The sequence below is a fragment of the Bradyrhizobium sp. BRP56 genome (assembly GCF_020194035.1).
GTDB classification, from domain to species: domain Bacteria; phylum Pseudomonadota; class Alphaproteobacteria; order Rhizobiales; family Xanthobacteraceae; genus Bradyrhizobium; species Bradyrhizobium australafricanum.
In genome coordinates this window covers 81,395-99,675 of the sequence record NZ_JADYVV010000004.1, presented here as the reverse complement: position 1 = coordinate 99,675, position 18,281 = coordinate 81,395, and the positions used below count along the sequence as shown (strand labels likewise).

15 protein-coding genes and 1 pseudogene are annotated in these 18,281 nt (G+C 62.1%); 10 read left to right on the top strand and 6 right to left on the bottom strand.

Annotated features, from left to right (window positions below):
* Window positions 1-17: 17 nt before the first annotated feature.
* Genes I6F38_RS04885 through I6F38_RS04880 form a run of 3 tightly spaced genes read left to right on the top strand, consistent with a single transcriptional unit; the run spans window position 18 to window position 1,571 of the window.
* Entirely contained in the window at window positions 18-353 is a 336-nt protein-coding gene (locus tag I6F38_RS04885; RefSeq protein WP_225159271.1) for a hypothetical protein, read from the top strand.
* On the top strand, window positions 350-472 hold the full coding sequence (locus tag I6F38_RS43930) for a hypothetical protein (protein WP_259171304.1): 123 nt from the start codon (window positions 350-352) through the stop codon (window positions 470-472). Before I6F38_RS04885 ends, I6F38_RS43930 begins: the two co-directional genes overlap by 4 nt.
* Before the next feature lies 1 nt (window position 473).
* The gene (locus I6F38_RS04880) at window positions 474-1,571 is read left to right on the top strand and encodes a trypsin-like peptidase domain-containing protein (protein ID WP_225159270.1); all 1,098 of its coding nucleotides are present in this window, start codon (window positions 474-476) and stop codon (window positions 1,569-1,571) included.
* A gap of 77 nt (window positions 1,572-1,648) precedes the next feature.
* On the opposite strand, the gene greA is transcribed toward I6F38_RS04880, so the two are convergent.
* Complete coding sequence (greA, locus tag I6F38_RS04875; protein ID WP_225159269.1) at window positions 1,649-2,128, bottom strand: transcription elongation factor GreA; 480 nt, start codon at window positions 2,126-2,128, stop codon at window positions 1,649-1,651.
* Between the two features lie 214 nt (window positions 2,129-2,342).
* Between greA and I6F38_RS04870 the strand changes: the two genes are divergently transcribed.
* Window positions 2,343-2,807, top strand: coding sequence for a response regulator (locus tag I6F38_RS04870; protein WP_225159268.1), 465 nt, complete (start codon window positions 2,343-2,345; stop codon window positions 2,805-2,807).
* Here I6F38_RS04870 and I6F38_RS04865 read toward each other — a convergent pair.
* From I6F38_RS04865 to I6F38_RS04845, 5 genes are all read right to left on the bottom strand, one after another.
* On the bottom strand, window positions 2,782-2,976 hold the full coding sequence (locus I6F38_RS04865) for a hypothetical protein (protein WP_035633041.1): 195 nt from the start codon (window positions 2,974-2,976) through the stop codon (window positions 2,782-2,784). The genes I6F38_RS04870 and I6F38_RS04865 overlap by 26 nt on opposite strands.
* Before the next feature lie 70 nt (window positions 2,977-3,046).
* A complete protein-coding gene (locus I6F38_RS04860; protein ID WP_225159341.1) occupies window positions 3,047-3,544 on the bottom strand; it encodes an Hsp20/alpha crystallin family protein in 498 nt (165 codons plus the stop codon).
* A 75-nt stretch (window positions 3,545-3,619) separates the two neighbouring features.
* The gene (locus I6F38_RS04855) at window positions 3,620-4,075 is read right to left on the bottom strand and encodes an Hsp20 family protein (RefSeq protein WP_225159267.1); all 456 of its coding nucleotides are present in this window, start codon (window positions 4,073-4,075) and stop codon (window positions 3,620-3,622) included.
* Between the two features lie 612 nt (window positions 4,076-4,687).
* The gene (locus I6F38_RS04850) at window positions 4,688-4,855 is read right to left on the bottom strand and encodes a hypothetical protein (RefSeq protein WP_155258730.1); all 168 of its coding nucleotides are present in this window, start codon (window positions 4,853-4,855) and stop codon (window positions 4,688-4,690) included.
* Window positions 4,856-5,795: 940 nt separating this feature from the next.
* The gene (locus I6F38_RS04845) at window positions 5,796-6,050 is read right to left on the bottom strand and encodes a hypothetical protein (RefSeq protein WP_225159266.1); all 255 of its coding nucleotides are present in this window, start codon (window positions 6,048-6,050) and stop codon (window positions 5,796-5,798) included.
* 1,201 nt (window positions 6,051-7,251) lie between these two features.
* Here I6F38_RS04845 and I6F38_RS04840 point away from each other — a divergent pair.
* The 6 genes and pseudogenes from I6F38_RS04840 to I6F38_RS04815 all read left to right on the top strand — a co-directional run bounded on the left by I6F38_RS04840 (window position 7,252) and on the right by I6F38_RS04815 (window position 17,993).
* Complete coding sequence (locus tag I6F38_RS04840; protein WP_018270286.1) at window positions 7,252-7,572, top strand: DUF736 domain-containing protein; 321 nt, start codon at window positions 7,252-7,254, stop codon at window positions 7,570-7,572.
* Window positions 7,573-8,086: 514 nt separating this feature from the next.
* Complete coding sequence (locus tag I6F38_RS04835; protein WP_225159265.1) at window positions 8,087-8,326, top strand: hypothetical protein; 240 nt, start codon at window positions 8,087-8,089, stop codon at window positions 8,324-8,326.
* Between the two features lie 253 nt (window positions 8,327-8,579).
* Window positions 8,580-9,773: a DUF932 domain-containing protein gene (locus I6F38_RS04830; RefSeq protein WP_225159264.1), complete on the top strand. Its 1,194-nt coding sequence runs from the start codon at window positions 8,580-8,582 to the stop codon at window positions 9,771-9,773.
* Between the two features lie 417 nt (window positions 9,774-10,190).
* Window positions 10,191-12,317 carry a ParB/RepB/Spo0J family partition protein gene (locus I6F38_RS04825; protein ID WP_225159263.1) on the top strand — a complete coding sequence of 709 codons (2,127 nt, stop codon included), beginning with the start codon at window positions 10,191-10,193 and terminating at the stop codon, window positions 12,315-12,317.
* A 246-nt stretch (window positions 12,318-12,563) separates the two neighbouring features.
* Window positions 12,564-16,893, top strand: a pseudogene (locus I6F38_RS04820) (strawberry notch-like NTP hydrolase domain-containing protein).
* Window positions 16,893-17,993, top strand: coding sequence for a toprim domain-containing protein (locus I6F38_RS04815; protein WP_225159262.1), 1,101 nt, complete (start codon window positions 16,893-16,895; stop codon window positions 17,991-17,993). Before I6F38_RS04820 ends, I6F38_RS04815 begins: the two are co-directional and overlap by 1 nt.
* The last annotated feature ends 288 nt before the right edge of the window (window positions 17,994-18,281 follow it).

Below are 18,281 nucleotides of genomic sequence, written 5' to 3'. Positions count from 1 at the left end.
GAACAGGGAGGCGAGCCATGACTAACGTAAAAATCGACGGCGGTGATCTGCACCCATTCTTCCACCCCGCCGCTCACTACACTTCTCCGGCGGAAGTCCTGAATGACATGGAGCTCTCGACGCCTGAGAAGCGAATCATCCTGTCCTCGTGGGCGTCGGATATGTACGCCGTGGAATCCTGTCCCGGCATGCGGGAGGTCCCCGGAATGGGCCACGCTGTGAAGTTGGCCGACATACTGGCAGCGTTGCGGCTACTCGACAGAGACGACGATGATGATCCGCCCGGTGGCGGTGGCGTCCCCATGCGGCTGCGGCGGCCCTGGGCCGCCGCACAGCGGAGGTCTCTGCGATGATCACGGGCGCTGTCCTAGGCATCGTGCTGCTCGGCCACGCCGCGGCGTTGTGGGCAATTCCGATCGTAGCATTGCAACGGGCGCGTCTGCCGCTGACTGGCGATTCCAAGGACAATTGAAATGTTAGGACGTCGAACAATATTGGCATGGCTCCTGCTTGTTGTGCTCTGCGTGTCTCATCCGGCAGTAGCTCAAGTGCCAGACCTGAAGACAGGTGGTTCTGTGCCAACATTGGCGCCGGTAGTTCGACAGGTGACACCCGCGGTCGTTAATATTTCCGTGCACGGCCGTATTCGTGAGGACAATCCGCTTTACCGCGACCCGTTCTTTCGTGAGTTTTTCGACATTCCCAAGCAGGTCGAGAAGGAAATCAATTCGACCGGTTCGGGAGTCATCGTCGATGCCAGGCGCGGCTATGTGTTGACCAACAATCATGTTGTCGAAGGCGCCTCGGTCGTTCGGATTACGACCAAGGACGGCCGGCAGCTATCTGCGAAGGTAATCGGGCGCGACCCGCCGACTGACGTTGCAGTGCTGCAGATCCAAGACCCTGCCGGCCTTCAGGCGCTTCCTTTCGGCGACAGTGATGCGCTTGAGGTCGGGGATTTCGTGCTCGCGATCGGCAATCCCTTTGGACTCGGCCAGACTGTCACGTCCGGCCTGGTCAGTGCGCTGGGTCGCACTGGCTTGAGCAAGGAAGGCTTTGAGGACTTCATCCAGACCGACGCTGCGATCAATCCGGGAAATTCCGGCGGCGCATTGGTGAATCTCCGCGGCGAATTGGTCGGCATCAACTCCGCGATCATTTCGCCGGGCGGAGGGAATGTCGGGATCGGTTTTGCAATTCCCGCGAATATGGCCCGGATCGTTATGGAGCAGATTGTAGATAAGGGACACGTTGAGCGAGGCCGCATTGGCGTTTCACTGCGCGAACTCCAACCGTCGACCAAACAAGGGCGCAACGAAGGCGCGGTGATCGCAGAGGTCGCGGCAGACTCTCCGGCTGCAAGGGCCGGCTTGCGGAAGGACGATATTGTTGTCATGGCAGACGACCGTCGGATCCGCAGCGCGTCGCAACTTCGTAACAAGATCGGCCTGGCGCGTGTCGGTCAAGATGTGAAGCTCACCATCGTGCGGGGGGGTCAAACCAGTTCCGCCGTCGTGAAAGTTGCTCCGCCCGTCCAGGCAAGCAGCACATCCACTCGCCTGCTGCATTGATGTAAAAGGTTCAAGAGTCGACTGCCAAATTCATGCTCTGGCAGACGTATTGACTCAAAAGCCCAGCCCCTCTGCTTTTAGGGCAGCCATCTAACTTGCTCAACTTTGTAACTCTTGTCACCGCCTGGGGTCTGGACGGCTACGACTGAGCCTTTGGACCTGCCTATCAACGCCCGTGCGAGCGGGGAACTGAACGAGATCTTGCCTTTTGCCGGGTCGGCTTCCGGCTCGCCAACGATTTGGCAAATTCGCTCCTCGCCCGTATCCTGGTCCGTCAGCGTGACCGTCGCGCCGAATTTGATGGTCTCGCCGGAGAGCTTTGACACATCGATGATTTCTGCACGTGCAAGCTTGCTTTCTAACTCGGCGATGCGAGCTTCGTTGAGCCTTTGCTCGCCCAACGCAGCCTGATATTCCGAATTCTCAATAAGGTTGGGCTCGTCGGCAATCGCTTGCTGAATGCGCTCGGCAAGATGAGGCCGCTTGATTCTAGTGCGGTCGGCCAGTTCGTCGTTAAGGGTGGCATGACCGGCCGCAGTCATGGGGAGGGTTGGCATCAATTCGGACCGCCTTGTGAGAGCACCGCCCAGAGCCGAGAGCGGCCGCGGTCGCCTGCCGGGCCTACCTATCTCGGTACTATGGGCTGGCAACTATGCTGGCCTTTACCTGTTCCAAGGAGCGCCCGGTCCAAGGAGCCCGGCAAGGGAACGGAACTTGGGTTGTCGCAGGTCTACGGGTTTGCCGTGCGAATACTCTTGCCCCGATCGACCAGTGCAGTTGTATGAGGCGAAGATCGCCAATTGGGCACTCCTTGCATGGGCGCACGGTGCTGTGGACGACGACGCGAGCGTGCTCGAAACGACACGGAACATGCTTGACGATCTCGGATACCAGGCGATTGCGGCTGATAATCTGGATGCCGCGCTGTCGACCCTTTCTGATCAAGCAAGCGATGTGGCGATTATTGATCTCGCGATGCCCGGCATTTCTGGACTCAACGTCGGACTTGAGCTTCAACGGCAGCAGCCGGGCTTGCCGATCGTGTACTGCAGTGGCTATCCAGATCTCATCGAAAAGCCTAGCAAACACATGAACGGCAGTCTGCTCCTCAGCAAGCAGTTTTTCTCCCAGGAACTCTCAGCCAAGCTGGAAGCGATGCTACGCACCAGCCGTCTGCTTGACTCGGACGCAGCGCCAAATCCGCGCGGACTCAATCAATACCGGTCCGCACCATAGCGCGCGCCAGCTCGAGCTCGCTGATAGCCTGGCGCAGCGAACGGCGGGCCGCGCTCTTATCTCCATTCGCACAGGCGACCTTCAGTTCCTCGATGTGTTGAGCCGCGATCTTTGCATGCGCAACAACATCCGCAGCGCCTGCAAAACTGGATTTCCGCTTTGTGTCCATGGTCGGGCACACCCCCGCCCGCTCTTATTGGAAATAGGACGGGAGCGGAGACCGCTCCCATCGATTTGTGTCATTTCGAGTTGATCGCAATACGCTTCACCTTGGATTCTGCTTGCGGCAGCTTTGGCATGGTGACAGTCAGAACTCCGTTCTTGAACGCAGCAGAGATCTTGTCCTGGTCCACGTCTTCGATCGGGATGCGCCGTTCAAATCTGCCGTAGTACCGCTCGCTGAACCTGCGATCCTTGTCCTCCGTCTCAGTCTTCTTCTCTCCCTTGATCGAGAGAACGCCATTGGCGAGCTCGATCTGGACGTCTTTCTCGTCGAGACCTGGCAACTCCGCCGTGACTTTCACGTCCTGGTTACTCTCGTTGACCTCGATGCTCGGCCAATTCATCGACTGCTCGAGAAAGCTGCCGCCAAATGGCGCGACATCGAAGCCGCGGAAGGCGTCATCGAATAGCCGGTTCATCTCCCGGTGCAGGGTTAGAACCGGATTGTAGTTTTCGGAGCGACGGGTGGTCAGATCACGACCGCGGCCCCAGGGGGTCAGATCGGGGATAGCCATGGATTTTCTCCTTTCTTTGTTCCAATCGCGACGCGACAAAGCCTCGCCGCAAAATTCGATCGTGAGCAGGCGGTGTTACGCCGCATGCTTGTTCTCATCTTTCTGGTGATCAGCACCTGTGTTGATCGCAATCTGGCGCGGCTTCATCGCCTCGGGAACCTCCCGAACCAGATCGATCTTGAGCATGCCATTCTCGAACGAGGCGCTCTTCACTTGCACGTACTCGGCCAGATTGAAGATCTGACGGAACTGGCGCGCAGAGATGCCTTGATAGAGATATTGATGGCCGCTTTTGTCGGCCTTGCGACCCTCAACGGTCAGTGTGTTCTGCCCGGCCGTGATGGAGACCGTGTCAGGCGGGAAGCCGGCAAGAGCCAGCGTGATTTGGTAGTGGTCCTCACCGACACGTTCGATGTCGTAGGGCGGGTAATTGTCCGCGCCGGTCCATCGGCCGGAGTCCGCGAGAAGGTCGAACTGACGATCGAATCCAACCGTCGATCGCCACAGGGGAGCGAGATCAAGCGTGGTCATAGCCATATCCTCCTTTGAGCAACATGGATAAGAGCACCCCGGACACTTGCCGGGTGCCTGCACGCGCCCCGTAGCAGGCGCCCGATTGTGCCGTGCAATTACTGCGTGGCTACCCATAAAATTAGAAGGGGGGCGTATCGTTTCAAGGCCTTCCAGGCACTTGCGAAAGCGGCAGTGCCGCACCCATGTTTTTGTCGGATCCGGCTGAGGCGAATGTGGAAGAACTTCCTGCCGTCCTGCTGCGCCTCGGCCGGTTCCTCCAAAGGTACTCGCCAACGAAAGTGACCATGGCAGCAGTCCAAAACGACGTGATCGACACGGCGCTTCTGGAATCATTTTTCGGGAGTGACCCGCCGTGCTTCGCCGCGCTCGGCGTCACCATCGGATCTCCTGGCCGGTTTGGTATGTCGCGCGCGCAGCTCCTGGAGATGAAACTCCCACCTTCGGTCGCGGCTGAGCGGAAGACCGCGACAAATGGCCCTGGTGTCGGACAGTCACGAGAGCCGCGCATCGTGAGATCTCGGAACGAAAACTCCTGCCGGGGGGCATAGCGCTGCGCCGGCGGAGCCATGTCGGTCGAGCCGGCAGAAATCTAAGAGTAATAGGCGATCATCAACCGGTTCTGTCATCGCGCCGTTCGGTTTGACAGCAACTTAAAAGGCTAGCGATCACCGATGCCGGAAAGGCGACAATCAATAATGCGCCAAGCATGATGCCGACGTTCGGCGCAACATCGAGAGCATCGTGCGCGCCGATCGCTAATGCTGCTGCTGCGCCCACGGTATTGAATACTCAAGATGCATCGGGCGTCCACTCCGTTCTCCATCACAACGCGTTTGCGTGAGCAACTGTGAGTGGCTGGTCTATGAGCGCTTGCTTTAGCGATTCTAAAGCTCTCCACGGATCATGCCGATAATCTCCACAGCGTTTCGCCGGGGCCGATCTCGGCAGACCCGCGACGAATGGAAAGTCGCGCGGGCGGCTTGGGGGACCACCCGCGCTAGTCTGGGTGGAAGCTTGGCCATCTCTGGGGGGCGCGATACATGAGGGCCAAGCCGTATTCCTCCGAGCAACTCGCGTGCCAGACGGGCGCGCGCAGCGTCCTCACGGGGCAAACATAAGCTCATGAAGCGCGGCGCCAGGTCGAAGCCATGAAAAACGTGCGGGCGGCGGGAGATCCGCCCGCACGAGTTGCGCTACGAAGCGGCTTGGGCCTCAGGAGGTCGTGATTGAGCAACCAAGCCGTGCATCACTCAGCAACCGGCGTGCCAGACTGTGAAGAACCGACGAGAGACCAAAAAGTTGTGCTTTTTCACGCCGCGCCAGCCAACTCCTCGGGCGGCTTCCGAACATGAATGTCGGTAACCTGACGCGGTCGTACGAGATCGGAGGGCAGTACCCAATGCTATCGTGCACAACGATCGCATCGGGTCACCGTTCAGCCTTTGCAACTGCTCCTCTTCGATCGGGCAGTTGAGCATTGCGGCCGTTGCGCTGCTATTGATCAGGGTTAGTTTCATGGCTTCCGTCGGGCGGCCACGGCAAACGCGCGAGTTAAATGGCTGAACCTTCGTCCTTGTCGTATTCCTTGAAGATCGACGACCGTCACAGTTCATCTTGGTGCGGCCGAACCTCCGGCCAGAGGGTGCGAGTGGAGGGGTACCCGGACACGGCCTCGCGTCAGTCGCTTCCCACCCACCGGTGTGCTGCTGGTTGCGGATCAATCAGTCTCCTTGTCCGGTGCGTTGCCGCCGGCTGCACGCTTCGCGCTCTTGGTCGATTTCCTGCCCACTTTCCCGCCCGCGGTCCTGAGTTTGGGCGAAGAATCGTCATCATCACTCATGCCGCTCTGTACGCTCCTGTCTTGCATGCCTTTGCGAGCCCTGGCGTCGGTGGCGAGGCTTTGCGCAATGACGGAGTATGCGAGGAAAGCCGAAATGCCGCATGCGATTACAGAGGTCTTCGCTAATTTCATCCATGTCTCCTGGATCGAATTGCTTGCGAGGGAGCGATTTTGGCTTAATGCGGCTGCGCCGTTCGCTTCGCGTTGAGGGGTACGAACGGCGCAATACTCACGATGACGCCGAACCAGCTCTGTCATTTGGTTGTGTGACGTCCCGATCCGATGCTTCGCGTCTTCAGGATCTGCTGACGGTTTCCAGGCTACGCCCTGACGTGGCGTGAGGTTCAAGCGATTTCTGCAGTTTGACTATCAGTCCGCCGTTCCCGGGGCCGTTTTTTATGTGGTATCAGGCTGCTCTTCCGGGATCGTGCAGGTCTGGGCCTGTCGCTCAAGGAGCTTGACGAAAGCGTCTTTTAGCGCGCTGGCTAATAGGCCTAATTTCTCTGGCAACGTGGATTTTCGTTGGTCTGGGCAATGGCGAGCTGCTCATGCTCGGAATTCGAAACCGTCCAACGGAAGATGGGGCCATCGGAGAGGCAGATTTTTGCCTGCCCCAGATCGCATTGCTTGCCGGGCTGCCTTCGCTTGCCTCGGCGCGTTTCGTGTTGGCGGCAGGACGCGGAGGCGCTTGACTGTGCTTGCTTGCGGTGAGCCGCCCGTTCGAGCCGGCTAGACTTGGCGGAGCCGCCTCAATCATTCTCACGGCCGCCACACGCGAGGGATGATCCTTCGTCCCCTTCCTCGTCGAACAAGTTCGGGTAGATCGGTTCGTTGAATGCGGGGGCAAGATGACGAGAACGAGAAGCAAATCCGCCTCTTCGGTGCGCTTCGACCAGGCTGCAGCAATCTCGGCCTAGCCCACTCGTCGCGGTGGCGGATTGCGCGCTCTCGATGTTCGTTCACGGACGATACCGTCCTTTGCAGCAGATCGTTTCTCTTTCTTCGCTGAATCGTTCCAACATCTTGTGCAGCTGAACCGAGATTGGCCAATCTTCTCCTTGAAATTGCGCTTCAGCACGCGGACGCACGTGGCCTCTTTGATGGCTTGATCTGGCCGAAGACCGGCTTCGCCTCGATCGTCTGAGCCGCAACGCCGTTGATGCGACTTTCTTCCCCTGGGCTTCGCCCATTCCTCGCGAGACAAGAAAGTCGCCACAACGACGTCCTCCGCTGCGCTCCGGCCCGAACGGGTGCGTCGCCGATCGTCCTCGGCCTTTAGATCGCCATCGAGGCCGCGGTGGTCGCGGGCTCGAAACACAACAGGAGAAGTGACATGGCTAACATCGGTTCTTTCAAGAAGCTGGGCAACGATTTCCAGGGCGAGATTGTCACCCTGAGCCTGCAAGCCAAGGGCGTCCGCATCGTCGCCGAGACCAACCGCTCCAACGACAACGCTCCGAGCCACCGCATCTATGTAGGCCGGGCCGAGATCGGCGCAGCCTGGTCGAAGCGCTCCGAAGAGGGCCGCGATTACCTCTCGCTCAAGCTCGACGACCCCTCGTTCAACGCACCGATCTACGCGAACCTGTTCGACGACGAAGGCGGCGAGGGCTACACGCTGCTGTGGTCGCGCCCGCGCAAGAACGGCGAGTGAGCCTCGATCCTTCAGAGCCCCGCCCAGACTATTGGGCGGGGTTCTTTTTTCTGCGCGAGCCAGCGAGAATATCTCGCTGTTGGATAGGTTGCACGGATCGATCTGGGCCGGCTCCTCCGGCGCCGGCCCCCCGCCCAGGTTTTGCGCGCGTCTTAGCGGCCTCAAACACGGGGGCGTTCGTCGCCGCCTGTGCGCGCATAAGCGCGGCCTTCTGCGAGGCGGAGCGAGTCGGCGAAGGCGGGCCTGGCTTTGGGCAAGAACCTTCTCGTCCTCGAATTGCAAAAGCGCAAACAGCCGGCCGCTCGCGCTCGACTGTGAGAAGATGGCGCATCTACACGCCGCGTCATGCGCCTGCCGCGACCCTCGAGAGAAATCTGACTTTTGCGCTCAAGAACGAAGCAATAGAGCTCGCCATCCTGAAGCGGCTTTTCCTCGCCGTGCGGCAAGGAGGAGATTGCGGAGCTTGTGAAGCAGACGCCGACCGGGCTCTACACGCGTCGCATCCGGTTTCTCTATGAATGGCTGTTGGGACGACGAGCTCAATCCGCCCGCGGCGGACAAGGTCTCCTATGTCGATGCCGTCGATACCGAACTCCAGTTCGCGAACTCCGGGCAGAATTCGATACGGCATCGCGTCCGCAACAATCTGCCAGGGACGTCGGACTTCTGCCCGCTCATGTTCAAAATGTCTTGTCAAGCGTTGGCTGAGTTTATTGCCGTCTCCCTGCGGGACCGGGCTGTCGGCTGGCGCTGAAACCCCGGCTTGCGCCGGGTTTTCACCCTTCGGGCTTCCATCCCTGACGGAAGCTGCGGCGCGTCGGATGCCGCCGTCGCGGGTCTTGGTCAAGGGTCTTGGTCAAGGGTCTTGGTAGAAGGCCTTGGTCGCGCGTATTGGACGTTGCCGTTGGCGACCGATGATACAGGAGAGGCAGAGGGGAGCGGCCTTGGCCATGACGGGTTGAGGGTCGGAGGAGAGTCTTCCGGCGCCCGTCATGGAGATTGCTCCCATGAATACGCAGATTGTTGATGCCAGCCGCAACGCCAGTTTCGGTTACAGAGTGGATGTGAGCCGCGGCGAGCGCATTGGTCGGGTGTCCTCGGAGTGGTTCTGTCGTCCGGCGGATGAGCGCTATCTGTCGCTCAACGAACTGGCCTGCACGGTGCGCGATCGCGCGGACCGCAGCCGGACGCGCGTGGTCGAAAGCGCGCTCATCCATGTCGAGGCAAACCGTGCCGATCCTGAGCGCCTGGCCTTGATGCTGCCCGGCTCGGACACGCCGCTCGCCCCGACCCACTGGAGCTTCGGCCAGCTTGCAAGCCAGGTTGGCGCTCCGGCCACCTACCTGCGGCAGCTCCCCGCGGCGCTCGCAGCAATCAACCTGCAATATGGCCTGACCGCCACTCGCGTCGAGCAGATCAAAACGCTCGAGACCGAGGATAGCCGCATCGAGCTTCGCGCTGTCACCGGTCCCGACTATGGCCGGATCTACGACCACGAGCTGGTCGAGGCCGTACAACGCATCGCTGGCAATGGCACAGGCGATACACGGTGGAAGGTGCCTGGTGCGCTCGACTGGTCAAGTGGCATCTACAATCCCCGCGTCGACATTTCCAAGGACACGACGACCCTCTACGCGTCGGACAGGGACGTTTTCCTGTTTCTGGTCGATGATCTGAATCCGATCGAGGCCGGTCGTCTCCGGGACGGCTCGCCCGACCTTTATTTCCGAGGCTTCTATTGCTGGAACTCGGAAGTTGGCGCGAAGACGCTCGGCATGGCGAGCTTCTATCTTCGTGCGGTTTGTCAGAACCGCAATCTGTGGGGCGTGGAAGATTTCGAGGAGATGACCATCCGCCATTCCAAATACGCAGCCTCCCGCTTTGCTCACGAGGCAGCCCCGGCACTGTTGAACTTCGCCGACTCCTCACCCATGCCCTTTGTCAACGGCATCAAGGCCGCCCGCGAGCGGATCGTGGCACGCAGCGACGAGGATCGCACCGAGTTTCTGCGCCGCCGCGGCTTCTCCAAGGCCGAGACAGGCAAGGTGATTGAGGCGGTGCTGGCGGAGGAAGGCCGCCCGCCTGAAAGCATCTTCGATTTCATGCAGGGCATCACCGCCGTCGCGCGCGACAGGCCGCATCAGGATGTCCGCCTGGACATGGAGGCCAAGGCCAAGAAGTTGCTCGACCGCGTGGCGTAATTGCGGCCAAGCCGGGGATTCCGTTCTCCGGCTTGGCTCGTCTGCGCTCTTCCGGCTCACCAGTTCGGGGATGGCGCTGCCTCTCGGGGAGACGTTGATGTCCGTCGCGGGCCGGCAATTCCGCGGCGGCTCGGAGACCGTAGCGCCGTCGCCAAAATCGGCGCGGCACCGAAAGATGCACGCCAAGTGTCGCGATACTCGCTTGCAGCTTCGACCCACGTGACCTCGACTTCTGAAACGAGAGGTGAACTGGATCGCATCCGAGCTCGGGCAACTCAGTTTTCCGATAGCGCGGCAGCCGCCAACCACCGCCATTGCGCCAGCAAGAAAGCGAGAGCGAGAGAGGGGCAGGCATGTTTGTGAACGGGTTGGAGGCCGAGAGAGAGGCTCCCGGCCGCCCGTTTCGGAGAAACTGACATGGCAAAGGCCGTTCAGAAGATCAAGCTGTCGTCGTCGCGCGACATTCCCTTCAGCAAACTCATCTTGAGCCAGAATAATGTGCGGCGCCTCAAAGCCGGCATCTCGATCGAGGATCTCGCCGAGGACATCGCCCGGCGCTCCCTGCTGCAAAGTCTCAACGTCCGGCCTGTCCTCGACGACGAAGGCCGGGAAACCGGCATGTTCGAGGTGCCGGCCGGAGGTCGCCGCTATCGCGCACTTGAGCTCCTGGTCAAGCAGAAGCGTCTGGCGAAGGCCGAGCCGGTCGAGTGCATCGTCAGTGACATGGGTGACGTGATCACCGCGGAAGAAGACTCGCTCGCCGAGAACGTGCACCGCGTCGCGCTTCATCCCCTGGACCAGTTTCGCGCATTCCAGACCCTGCGCGAGCAAGGGCGGTCCGAGGAAGATGTCGCGGCCATCTTCTTTGTATCCGTCAACGTCGTGAAGCAGCGGCTGCGGCTTGCGGCGGTGTCCCCGAAGCTGCTCGAGGTTTACGCCGACGACGGCATGTCGCTCGAACAGTTGATGGCGTTCTCGGTTACCGCCGATCACGGCCGGCAGGAACAGGTCTGGGAGACCGTCAGCAAGTCGGGTTATGACGAGCCGTATCAGATCAGGCGCCTCCTGACCGAGCGTGCGGTGCGGGTGTCCGACAGGCGCGCCCGATTTGTCGGCCTCGCCGCCTATGAAGCGGCCGGCGGCGGCGTGCTGCGCGATCTCTTCGAAGAAGATGGCGGCGGCTGGCTCGAGGACGTTGCGCTGCTGGAGCGTCTCGTGGCTGAGAAGTTGCGGGCAGAAGCTGAGGCGATCGCCGCCGAAGGCTGGAAGTGGATAGAGGTGACCGCCGCCAGCTTTCCCTACGGCCATGACCACGGGCTCCGCCGGCTCGAGGCAGATCCGGCGGCTCTCACCGCCGAGGAGCAGGCGCGCTTCGATACTCTCCAGGCGGAATACGACGCGCTTGAGGCAAGATTTGAAGGCGCTGACGAACTGCCCGGTGAGGTGGACGCGCGGCTCGGCGAACTCGAGCAGGCGCTCGAAGCGTTCAACAACCGGCCGGACATCTTCGAGCCGGACCAGATGGCCAGAGCCGGCGTCTTCGTCAGCATCGATTGCGAAGGGCGGCTTTCTGTCAATCGGGGTTATGTCCGACCGGAGGACGAGGAGCCTGCGGCCGGTATCGAAGGCGAGCGAGGCACCGATGTAGCGGTGACTGAAGGGCAGGAGCCCGGTGCTTCGGTCCAGCGCACGGCGATTTCGCTCGCCGGTGCATCGACCGAGCCGGAGGAGCATGATGAGGATGCGGCAAGGCCGTTGCCGGATCGACTCATCACCGAACTGACGGCGCATCGTACGTTGGCATTACGGGACGCGCTGGCACAACATCCGGCAATCGCGTTCCAGGCGGTGCTGCACAATTTCGTGCTGACGGCCTTTTACCGGTACGGATCGTCCAACACATGTCTGGAGATCGGACTTCGTACGCCGACCTTTCCCGCTCAAGCCCCCGGGCTCAGGGAAAGCGCATCTGCCAAGGCAGTTGAGGCCCGGCACGAGTCCTGGAAGGCCCGGCTGCCCAAGAGCGAGAACGATCTCTGGGATGCGCTCACGGCCCTTGACGGTGCCGCACAGGCATCCCTGTTCGCTCACTGTGCGTCATTTGCGGTCAACGCCGTCCATGAGCCGGCCAACCGTTACAATCAGGGCCGTGCCTATGCTCATGGCGTCTGCTCTCGGTTCGATCAGGCCGATGTGCTGGCGCGTGCTGTCGGCCTCGACATGGTTCAGTCCGGCTGGCGACCGACCATTGACAATTATCTCGGCCGCGTCACCAAGCCGCGTATCCTGGAGGCGGTGCGGGAGGCGCGAGGTGAATCGTCCGCGCAATTGATCGATCACCTGAAGAAGTCCGAGATGGCCAGCGAGGCCGAGCGTCTTCTCGAGGGTTCGGGCTGGTTGCCGGAGCTGCTGCGCCTGGTCGACGCCACCGCCTCGCCAGTCGAACAGGAAGGGGAGGCTGGCTCGCTCCCCGAATTCCTCGCCAACGAAGGGCAGGAGGAGGGTGGCGACGAGGCTGAACCACAGCTCGATGCCGCCGAATGACGCCTCATCGCGGGACGGCTCCGGCCGTCCCGTACGCCTTCCTTCGCACGTCTCATCCCGCGCCCGTCCACGCCGTGTCCGGCAGTGATTTCGTCTTGTCGCCCGGCCGAATGTGGTGGCGCGGCGTGAGGGCGCGCGGCCGCCTCCTGAGAGGCAGAGAGCGGCCGAGACGGGTTTGAGCCGGCACGGTCCAGAGAGAGCGCCAGCCGGCTCGACCCGTTCCCGCTCTCCGAAAGACATCCTGCCATGACCGAATCTCTCACCGGCGGCGCTGCCGCCGCGCCGCTCTCGATGCGTGCCGCTGCAAGTCTAACCTCTGCGGCTCTCCGCGCCGCACAGCAGCTCTTGATTGAGCTCGAACGCGGTCGTCGCATCGATGCCGCTGTCCTGCGCAGCGCCATGGAGGCTGCCTTCGCCGGCTCGGACGCGGCCGGTGCCTGGAATTGGAAGACCGCCTATGACGCCTGCGAGGCGGCGACCGTTCTATTCCTTCGCAAGTTCGGCCCGACCATGCGCGCCAAGGCGGGTTCGACGGCTGCCATGCTGCCGATGCTCGCAAGGATCGCAAGCTGTCTGCCGACCCATACGCGGCGTTCCGAGGATGGCCAGGCACTTCAACAATTCTCGACGCCAATTCCGCTCGGCCTTGTTGCATGTGCGGCGGCGGGCGTTACGCCTGCCGATCGCGTTCTCGAGCCCTCGGCAGGGACAGGCTTGCTTGCGATCTTTGCCGAGCTTTCGGGCGGCGCCCTGGTGTTGAACGAGTTGGCCGAGCCGCGCGCGACATTGCTCGATCAGCTGTTCACCAACGTTAAGGTCACGCGCTTTGACGCCGCCCAGATCGATGATCACCTTGAGGCGAGGGTTGCCCCGAGCGTCGTCTTGATGAACCCGCCGTTCTCGGCTGTGGCGAATGTCGAACGACCGATGCCGGACGCAGCTCTCCGGCATATCACCTCATCCTTGGCGCGCCTTTGCGACGGTGGGCGTCTTGTCGCCATCGTTGGCAAGAGCCTTGCGCCGGATAATCCGGCATGGACGGAAGCCTTTGTTCGTCTCCAGGAACGCGGGCGGGTTGTGTTTTCTGCCGCCATTGACGGCGCCGTCTACGGCAAGCACGGGACACAAACGGACACAAGGCTGCTTGTGATCGACAAGCTGCCTGCGGCTGATCCGAAAATCTTTCCTGCTTCACCGGGCATGGCGAGCGATGTCGCCACCTTATTTGGCTGGGTGGCCCGGCATGTGCCTTCGAGGCTACCCGTCGTCACTACGCCGGTTGGGGGCGACCTTATTCGGTGTGGTGCAGCGAAGGCGAGATCGACCGCCGCCGCTGTACCGTGTCTACCGTCCACGTCGGGACGTGTGGCGCCAAGAGGCGTAGAGCTCAACTACGAGACAGTCGATTGGTCTCCGCCGGAAAGCGCCCGACTGACCGATGCGCTTTATGAGGAGTACGAATTGCAGTCGATCCGGATTTCCGGATCGCATCCACATCCGACCAAACTCGTGCAGTCCGCGGCAATGGCATCCGTCGCGCCACCGAAGCCGACCTACCGTCCGCATCTGCCGCCACGTGTGGTGACAGATGGACTTCTGTCGGACGCTCAGCTCGAGAGCGTCATTTATGCCGGCGGAGCACATTCCGAATTCCTGGCAGGCTCCTGGACGGTCGATCCGACCTTTGATGTTGTGGCCGCCGCGTGCGAGGACGCTCAGAATGCCATCCGCTTTCGCCGTGGCTGGTTCTTGGGCGATGGCACCGGCGCGGGCAAGGGACGTCAGGTCGGTGGAATCCTGCTCGACAATTGGCTCAAGGGCCGCCGCCGTGCGGTCTGGATCAGCAAATCCGACAAGCTGATCGAAGATGCCCAGCGCGACTGGTCGGCGCTCGGCATGGAGCGCCTGCTGGTGACGCCGCTGTCCCGGTTTCGCCAGGGGACGGCGATCCGGCTTTCGGAAGGCATCCTTTTTGCCACCTACGCCACGCTACGCACCGACGAGCGCGGCGAGAAGCTTTCGCGCGTCATGCAGATCGTTGAATGGTTGGGCTCCGACTTCGACGGAGTGATCGTCTTCGACGAGAGCCACGCCATGCAGAATGCGGTCGGGGGCAAGGGCGAGCGCGGCGACCAGGCGGCCTCTCAGCAGGGGCGCGCGGGCCTGAGGCTCCAGCACGCCTTGCCCAATGCTCGCGTGGTTTACGTATCGGCGACGGGCGCTACCACGGTCCACAACCTCGCCTATGCCCAACGCCTCGGGCTCTGGGGCGGCGCGGACTTCCCGTTCGCCACGCGCGCCGAGTTCGTCGAGGCGATCGAGGAGGGTGGGGTGGCGGCCATGGAGGTCCTGGCTCGTGACCTAAAGGCGCTCGGTCTCTATGCCGCCCGCTCGCTGTCTTATGAGGGCGTCGAGTACGAGCTCGTCGAGCACCAGCTTACGTCCGAGCAGGTTCGCATCTACGACGCCTATGCTGACGCGTTCAGCATCATCCATAACAATCTCGACGCCGCGATGCGGGCCGCCAACATCACCGGCGAAACCGGAACGCTGAACGGGCAGGCAAAATCCGCGGCCCGATCCGCCTTCGAGAGCGCCAAACAGCGCTTCTTCGGTCATCTGCTGACCTCGATGAAGACGCCGTCGCTCATTCGATCGATCGACCGCGATCTCGACGCCGGCCATGCCGCTGTCATCCAGATTGTCTCAACGGGCGAAGCGCTGATGGAGCGCCGGCTCGCCGAGATCCCGACCGAAGACTGGGGCGACGTCCAGGTCGACATCACCCCGCGGGAGTATGTCCTCGACTATCTCGCTTATTCCTTCCCGGTGCAGCTCTACGAGCCCTTCACTGATTCAGAGGGTAATCTTTGCTCGCGGCCTGTCTATCGCGACGGCCAACCGGTCGAGAGCCGGGAGGCTGTCTTGCGCCGCGATCGCTTGATCGAAAAGCTCGCCTCGCTGCCGCCTGTTCCTGGGGCGTTGGACCAGGTCATCCAGCGTTTCGGCACCGACATGGTCGCCGAAGTGACCGGCCGTTCGCGCCGCATCGTTCGCAAGCATGGCCGATTGGTGGTCGAGGGCCGAGCGGGCTCGGCGAATCTCGCTGAGACCTCGGCCTTCATGGATGACGTCAAGCGCGTCCTCGTGTTCTCCGACGCGGGCGGCACGGGACGGAGCTACCATGCCGAACTGTCGGCCCGAAATCGCCGGTTGCGGGTCCATTACCTGCTCGAGCCCGGCTGGAAGGCCGATGCCGCTATCCAGGGGCTTGGCCGGACCAACCGGACCCAATCAGGCGCAGCCGCCGCTGTTTCGTCCCATCGCGACGGATGTCAAGGCCGAAAAACGCTTTCTCAGCACCATTGCGCGGCGGCTCGACACGCTGGGCGCGATCACACGCGGTCAGCGCCAGACTGCAGGGCAGGGCCTGTTTCGGCCGGAGGACAATCTCGAAAGCCGGTACGGGCGTGATGCCTTGCGTCAACTCTACACATTGCTCGTTCGCGGCAGGATCGACGGCTGCTCGCTCGAGAGGTTCGAGGATGCGACCGGCCTGCAACTGACCGATGCCAATGGGCTGAGGGATGAGCTGCCGCCGATCACGACCTTCCTCAATCGTTTGCTGGCGCTCACCATCGACTTACAGAACGTCCTGTTCACCGTCTTCGAACAGCTCTTGATGGCTCGGATCGAGGGCGCGGTTGCTTCCGGCACCTATGACATTGGGTTGGAAACGCTCCGCGCCGAGAGCTTTGTCGTCTGCGACCGGCGGACGGTCTACACCCATCCGGGCACGGGGGCGCAGACCCGCCTGCTTACGCTGACCCAGCGCTGGCGCAATCATCCCTTAAGTCTCGATGAGGCTCTGGCTCGGCTTTCCGATCATCGCGCGATTCCGTTGTTCAATGAACGCTCGGCCCGTGCGGCCGTGCAGCTCCCGGCGCCAAGTTTCATGCTCGACGACGGCGAGATCGAGCGGCGCATCCGCTTGATACGGCCGATGGAGCAGCACAGCGTCTCCCTCAACATGATGGCGGAAAGCCATTGGGCCGAATCGGATCGCGAACGCTTTGCCGCCGCCTGGGTGGCGGAACTCGCAGAGCTACCCGAGTTCTCGGAGAGTACGATCCACGTCGTGGCCGGCTTGCTGTTACCCATCTGGAAGCGGCTGCCGAACGAATCAAGCCGAGTTTATCGGCTCCAGACCGACGCGGGCGAACGCATCATCGGCCGCAAGGTCTCCGCCGCCTGGGTCGCGAACGTCCTTGCCGCGGATGCGCCCACGTTGACGCCGGACGCTGCCTTTGCCGCGCTGATGGAGGGACAGATCGTCCTCGATCTTGCCGAAGACCTCCAGCTTCGCCGTGTCCGATTGATGGGCGCAACCCGCATCGAACTGTCGGGACTCAACGACACGATGCGCGATCGCCTGCGGACTTATGGTCTGTTCGGGGAGATCATCTCCTGGAAGCTCCGCATGTTCGTGCCCACGGACGCAAGCGGTGTGGAGGTCCTGGCGAAGGTGCTCGACAGCTATCCGGTCGCGCGCGTCGGTGGACGGGAGGCCGCGTGATGCCCCGCGACGCCTCCGAATTGGCACGCCGCCTCGCGCGCGAGGCCGAGGCGGTATGCAGGCACTATCTCTCCAATGGTAAGCGGGCCGGACGGTACTGGGTGGTCGGCGACGTCCGCAACACGCCGGGCCGTTCGTTGTTCGTACGGCTCCAGGAATCGCCGAAGGGACCCGCCGGCAAGTGGACCGATGCCGCGACCGGAGAACATGGTGACCTCCTCGACGTCATCCGCGAAAGTCTGGCCTTGCGAGACTTTCGCGAGGTGGCCGAGGAGGCGAGACGCTTTCTGAAGCTACCTCGTTCCGAGCGGCAACCTACCCCGGAAGGGGTGGGTCCAGCCGTGCTGGCCGGATCGCAGCAAGCCGCCCGTCGCCTTTTTGCCATGTCCAGCCCAATCGACGGGACTGTGGTCGAAGCTTATTTGCAACGTCGCGGAATAGCCCGCATCCACCATGGTGGCAGCTTGCGCTTCCACCCACGTTGCTACTATCGACCGGACGAGCATTTGCCGACCGAAACATGGCCAGCGATGATCGCCTGCGTCACGAACCTCGCCGGGCGGATCTCCGGCGTGCATCGCACCTGGCTCGATCCTGACGGATTTGATCGCGTCCGGCTCGGCAAGGCCCCTGTCGACACGCCACGACGGGCCATGGGTGACCTGCTCGGCAATGCCGTTCGTTTCGGCCTGGCGGACGACGTGCTCGCTGCCGGCGAGGGTATCGAGACCATGCTGTCGCTGCGTTGTGTACTGCCGAGCCTGCCGATGACAGCGGCGCTGTCGGCCAATCACCTCTCGGCCATGTTGCTGCCGGCTGGGCTACGTCGGCTCTATATCGCCCGCGACGCCGATGCCGCCGGAGATGCCGTACAGGCTAACCTTACCCAGCGCGCGGAAGATGCCGGCGTTGAAGCGATCGCGCTGTCCCCTCGGTTGGGCGACTTCAATGAAGATCTGCACATCTTCGGCCCTGAGGCACTCCGAGCAGCGTTGCGGCTTCAACTCGTACCAGAAGATGTCGTTCGCTTCTTGCATTCGCTCCCGCCGGCCGCGGAAAAAGCCGCCATCGTTCGATCGAGCGCGATGCATCGGTGGTAGATTGGGCCAATGCCGGAAGGGCACGCGACCACGGCCTTCTAGAGGGCGATCGGACGGCAAGCGGTTCGGGCCGGCAATGGCTGCGTCCGGCTATTTTCCGCCGCGCGCAGGCGATGAGAAGGCACGCCAGCGATCCGAGCGGCGCGCTTTGCATCGCGAAGCAAAATAGCCGGCCTCCGCCATCCTCCGCTGCCGCTTCGGCCCTCCGCTTCCGCCTGCGCCCTAGCGGGCTTCGGCGGACAAGCCGCTCCGGGTTCTGGCCCGTTCCGCCCGCCGTCTGAGTGATCG

Excerpts from the sequence above, each read along its gene's own strand:
- greA (WP_225159269.1), bottom strand. The coding sequence starts at position 2,128 with ATGCCAACCCTCCCCATGACTGCGGCCGGTCATGCCACCCTTAACGAC.
- I6F38_RS43930 (WP_259171304.1), top strand. The coding sequence starts at position 350 with ATGATCACGGGCGCTGTCCTAGGCATCGTGCTGCTCGGCCACGCCGCG.
- I6F38_RS04880 (WP_225159270.1), top strand. The coding sequence starts at position 474 with ATGTTAGGACGTCGAACAATATTGGCATGGCTCCTGCTTGTTGTGCTC.
- I6F38_RS04855 (WP_225159267.1), bottom strand. The coding sequence starts at position 4,075 with ATGACCACGCTTGATCTCGCTCCCCTGTGGCGATCGACGGTTGGATTC.
- I6F38_RS04885 (WP_225159271.1), top strand. The coding sequence starts at position 18 with ATGACTAACGTAAAAATCGACGGCGGTGATCTGCACCCATTCTTCCAC.
- I6F38_RS04860 (WP_225159341.1), bottom strand. The coding sequence starts at position 3,544 with ATGGCTATCCCCGATCTGACCCCCTGGGGCCGCGGTCGTGATCTGACC.
- I6F38_RS04815 (WP_225159262.1), top strand. The coding sequence starts at position 16,893 with ATGCCCCGCGACGCCTCCGAATTGGCACGCCGCCTCGCGCGCGAGGCC.
- I6F38_RS04840 (WP_018270286.1), top strand. The coding sequence starts at position 7,252 with ATGGCTAACATCGGTTCTTTCAAGAAGCTGGGCAACGATTTCCAGGGC.
- I6F38_RS04825 (WP_225159263.1), top strand. The coding sequence starts at position 10,191 with ATGGCAAAGGCCGTTCAGAAGATCAAGCTGTCGTCGTCGCGCGACATT.
- I6F38_RS04865 (WP_035633041.1), bottom strand. The coding sequence starts at position 2,976 with ATGGACACAAAGCGGAAATCCAGTTTTGCAGGCGCTGCGGATGTTGTT.
- I6F38_RS04845 (WP_225159266.1), bottom strand. The coding sequence starts at position 6,050 with ATGAAATTAGCGAAGACCTCTGTAATCGCATGCGGCATTTCGGCTTTC.
- I6F38_RS04830 (WP_225159264.1), top strand. The coding sequence starts at position 8,580 with ATGAATACGCAGATTGTTGATGCCAGCCGCAACGCCAGTTTCGGTTAC.
- I6F38_RS04835 (WP_225159265.1), top strand. The coding sequence starts at position 8,087 with ATGAATGGCTGTTGGGACGACGAGCTCAATCCGCCCGCGGCGGACAAG.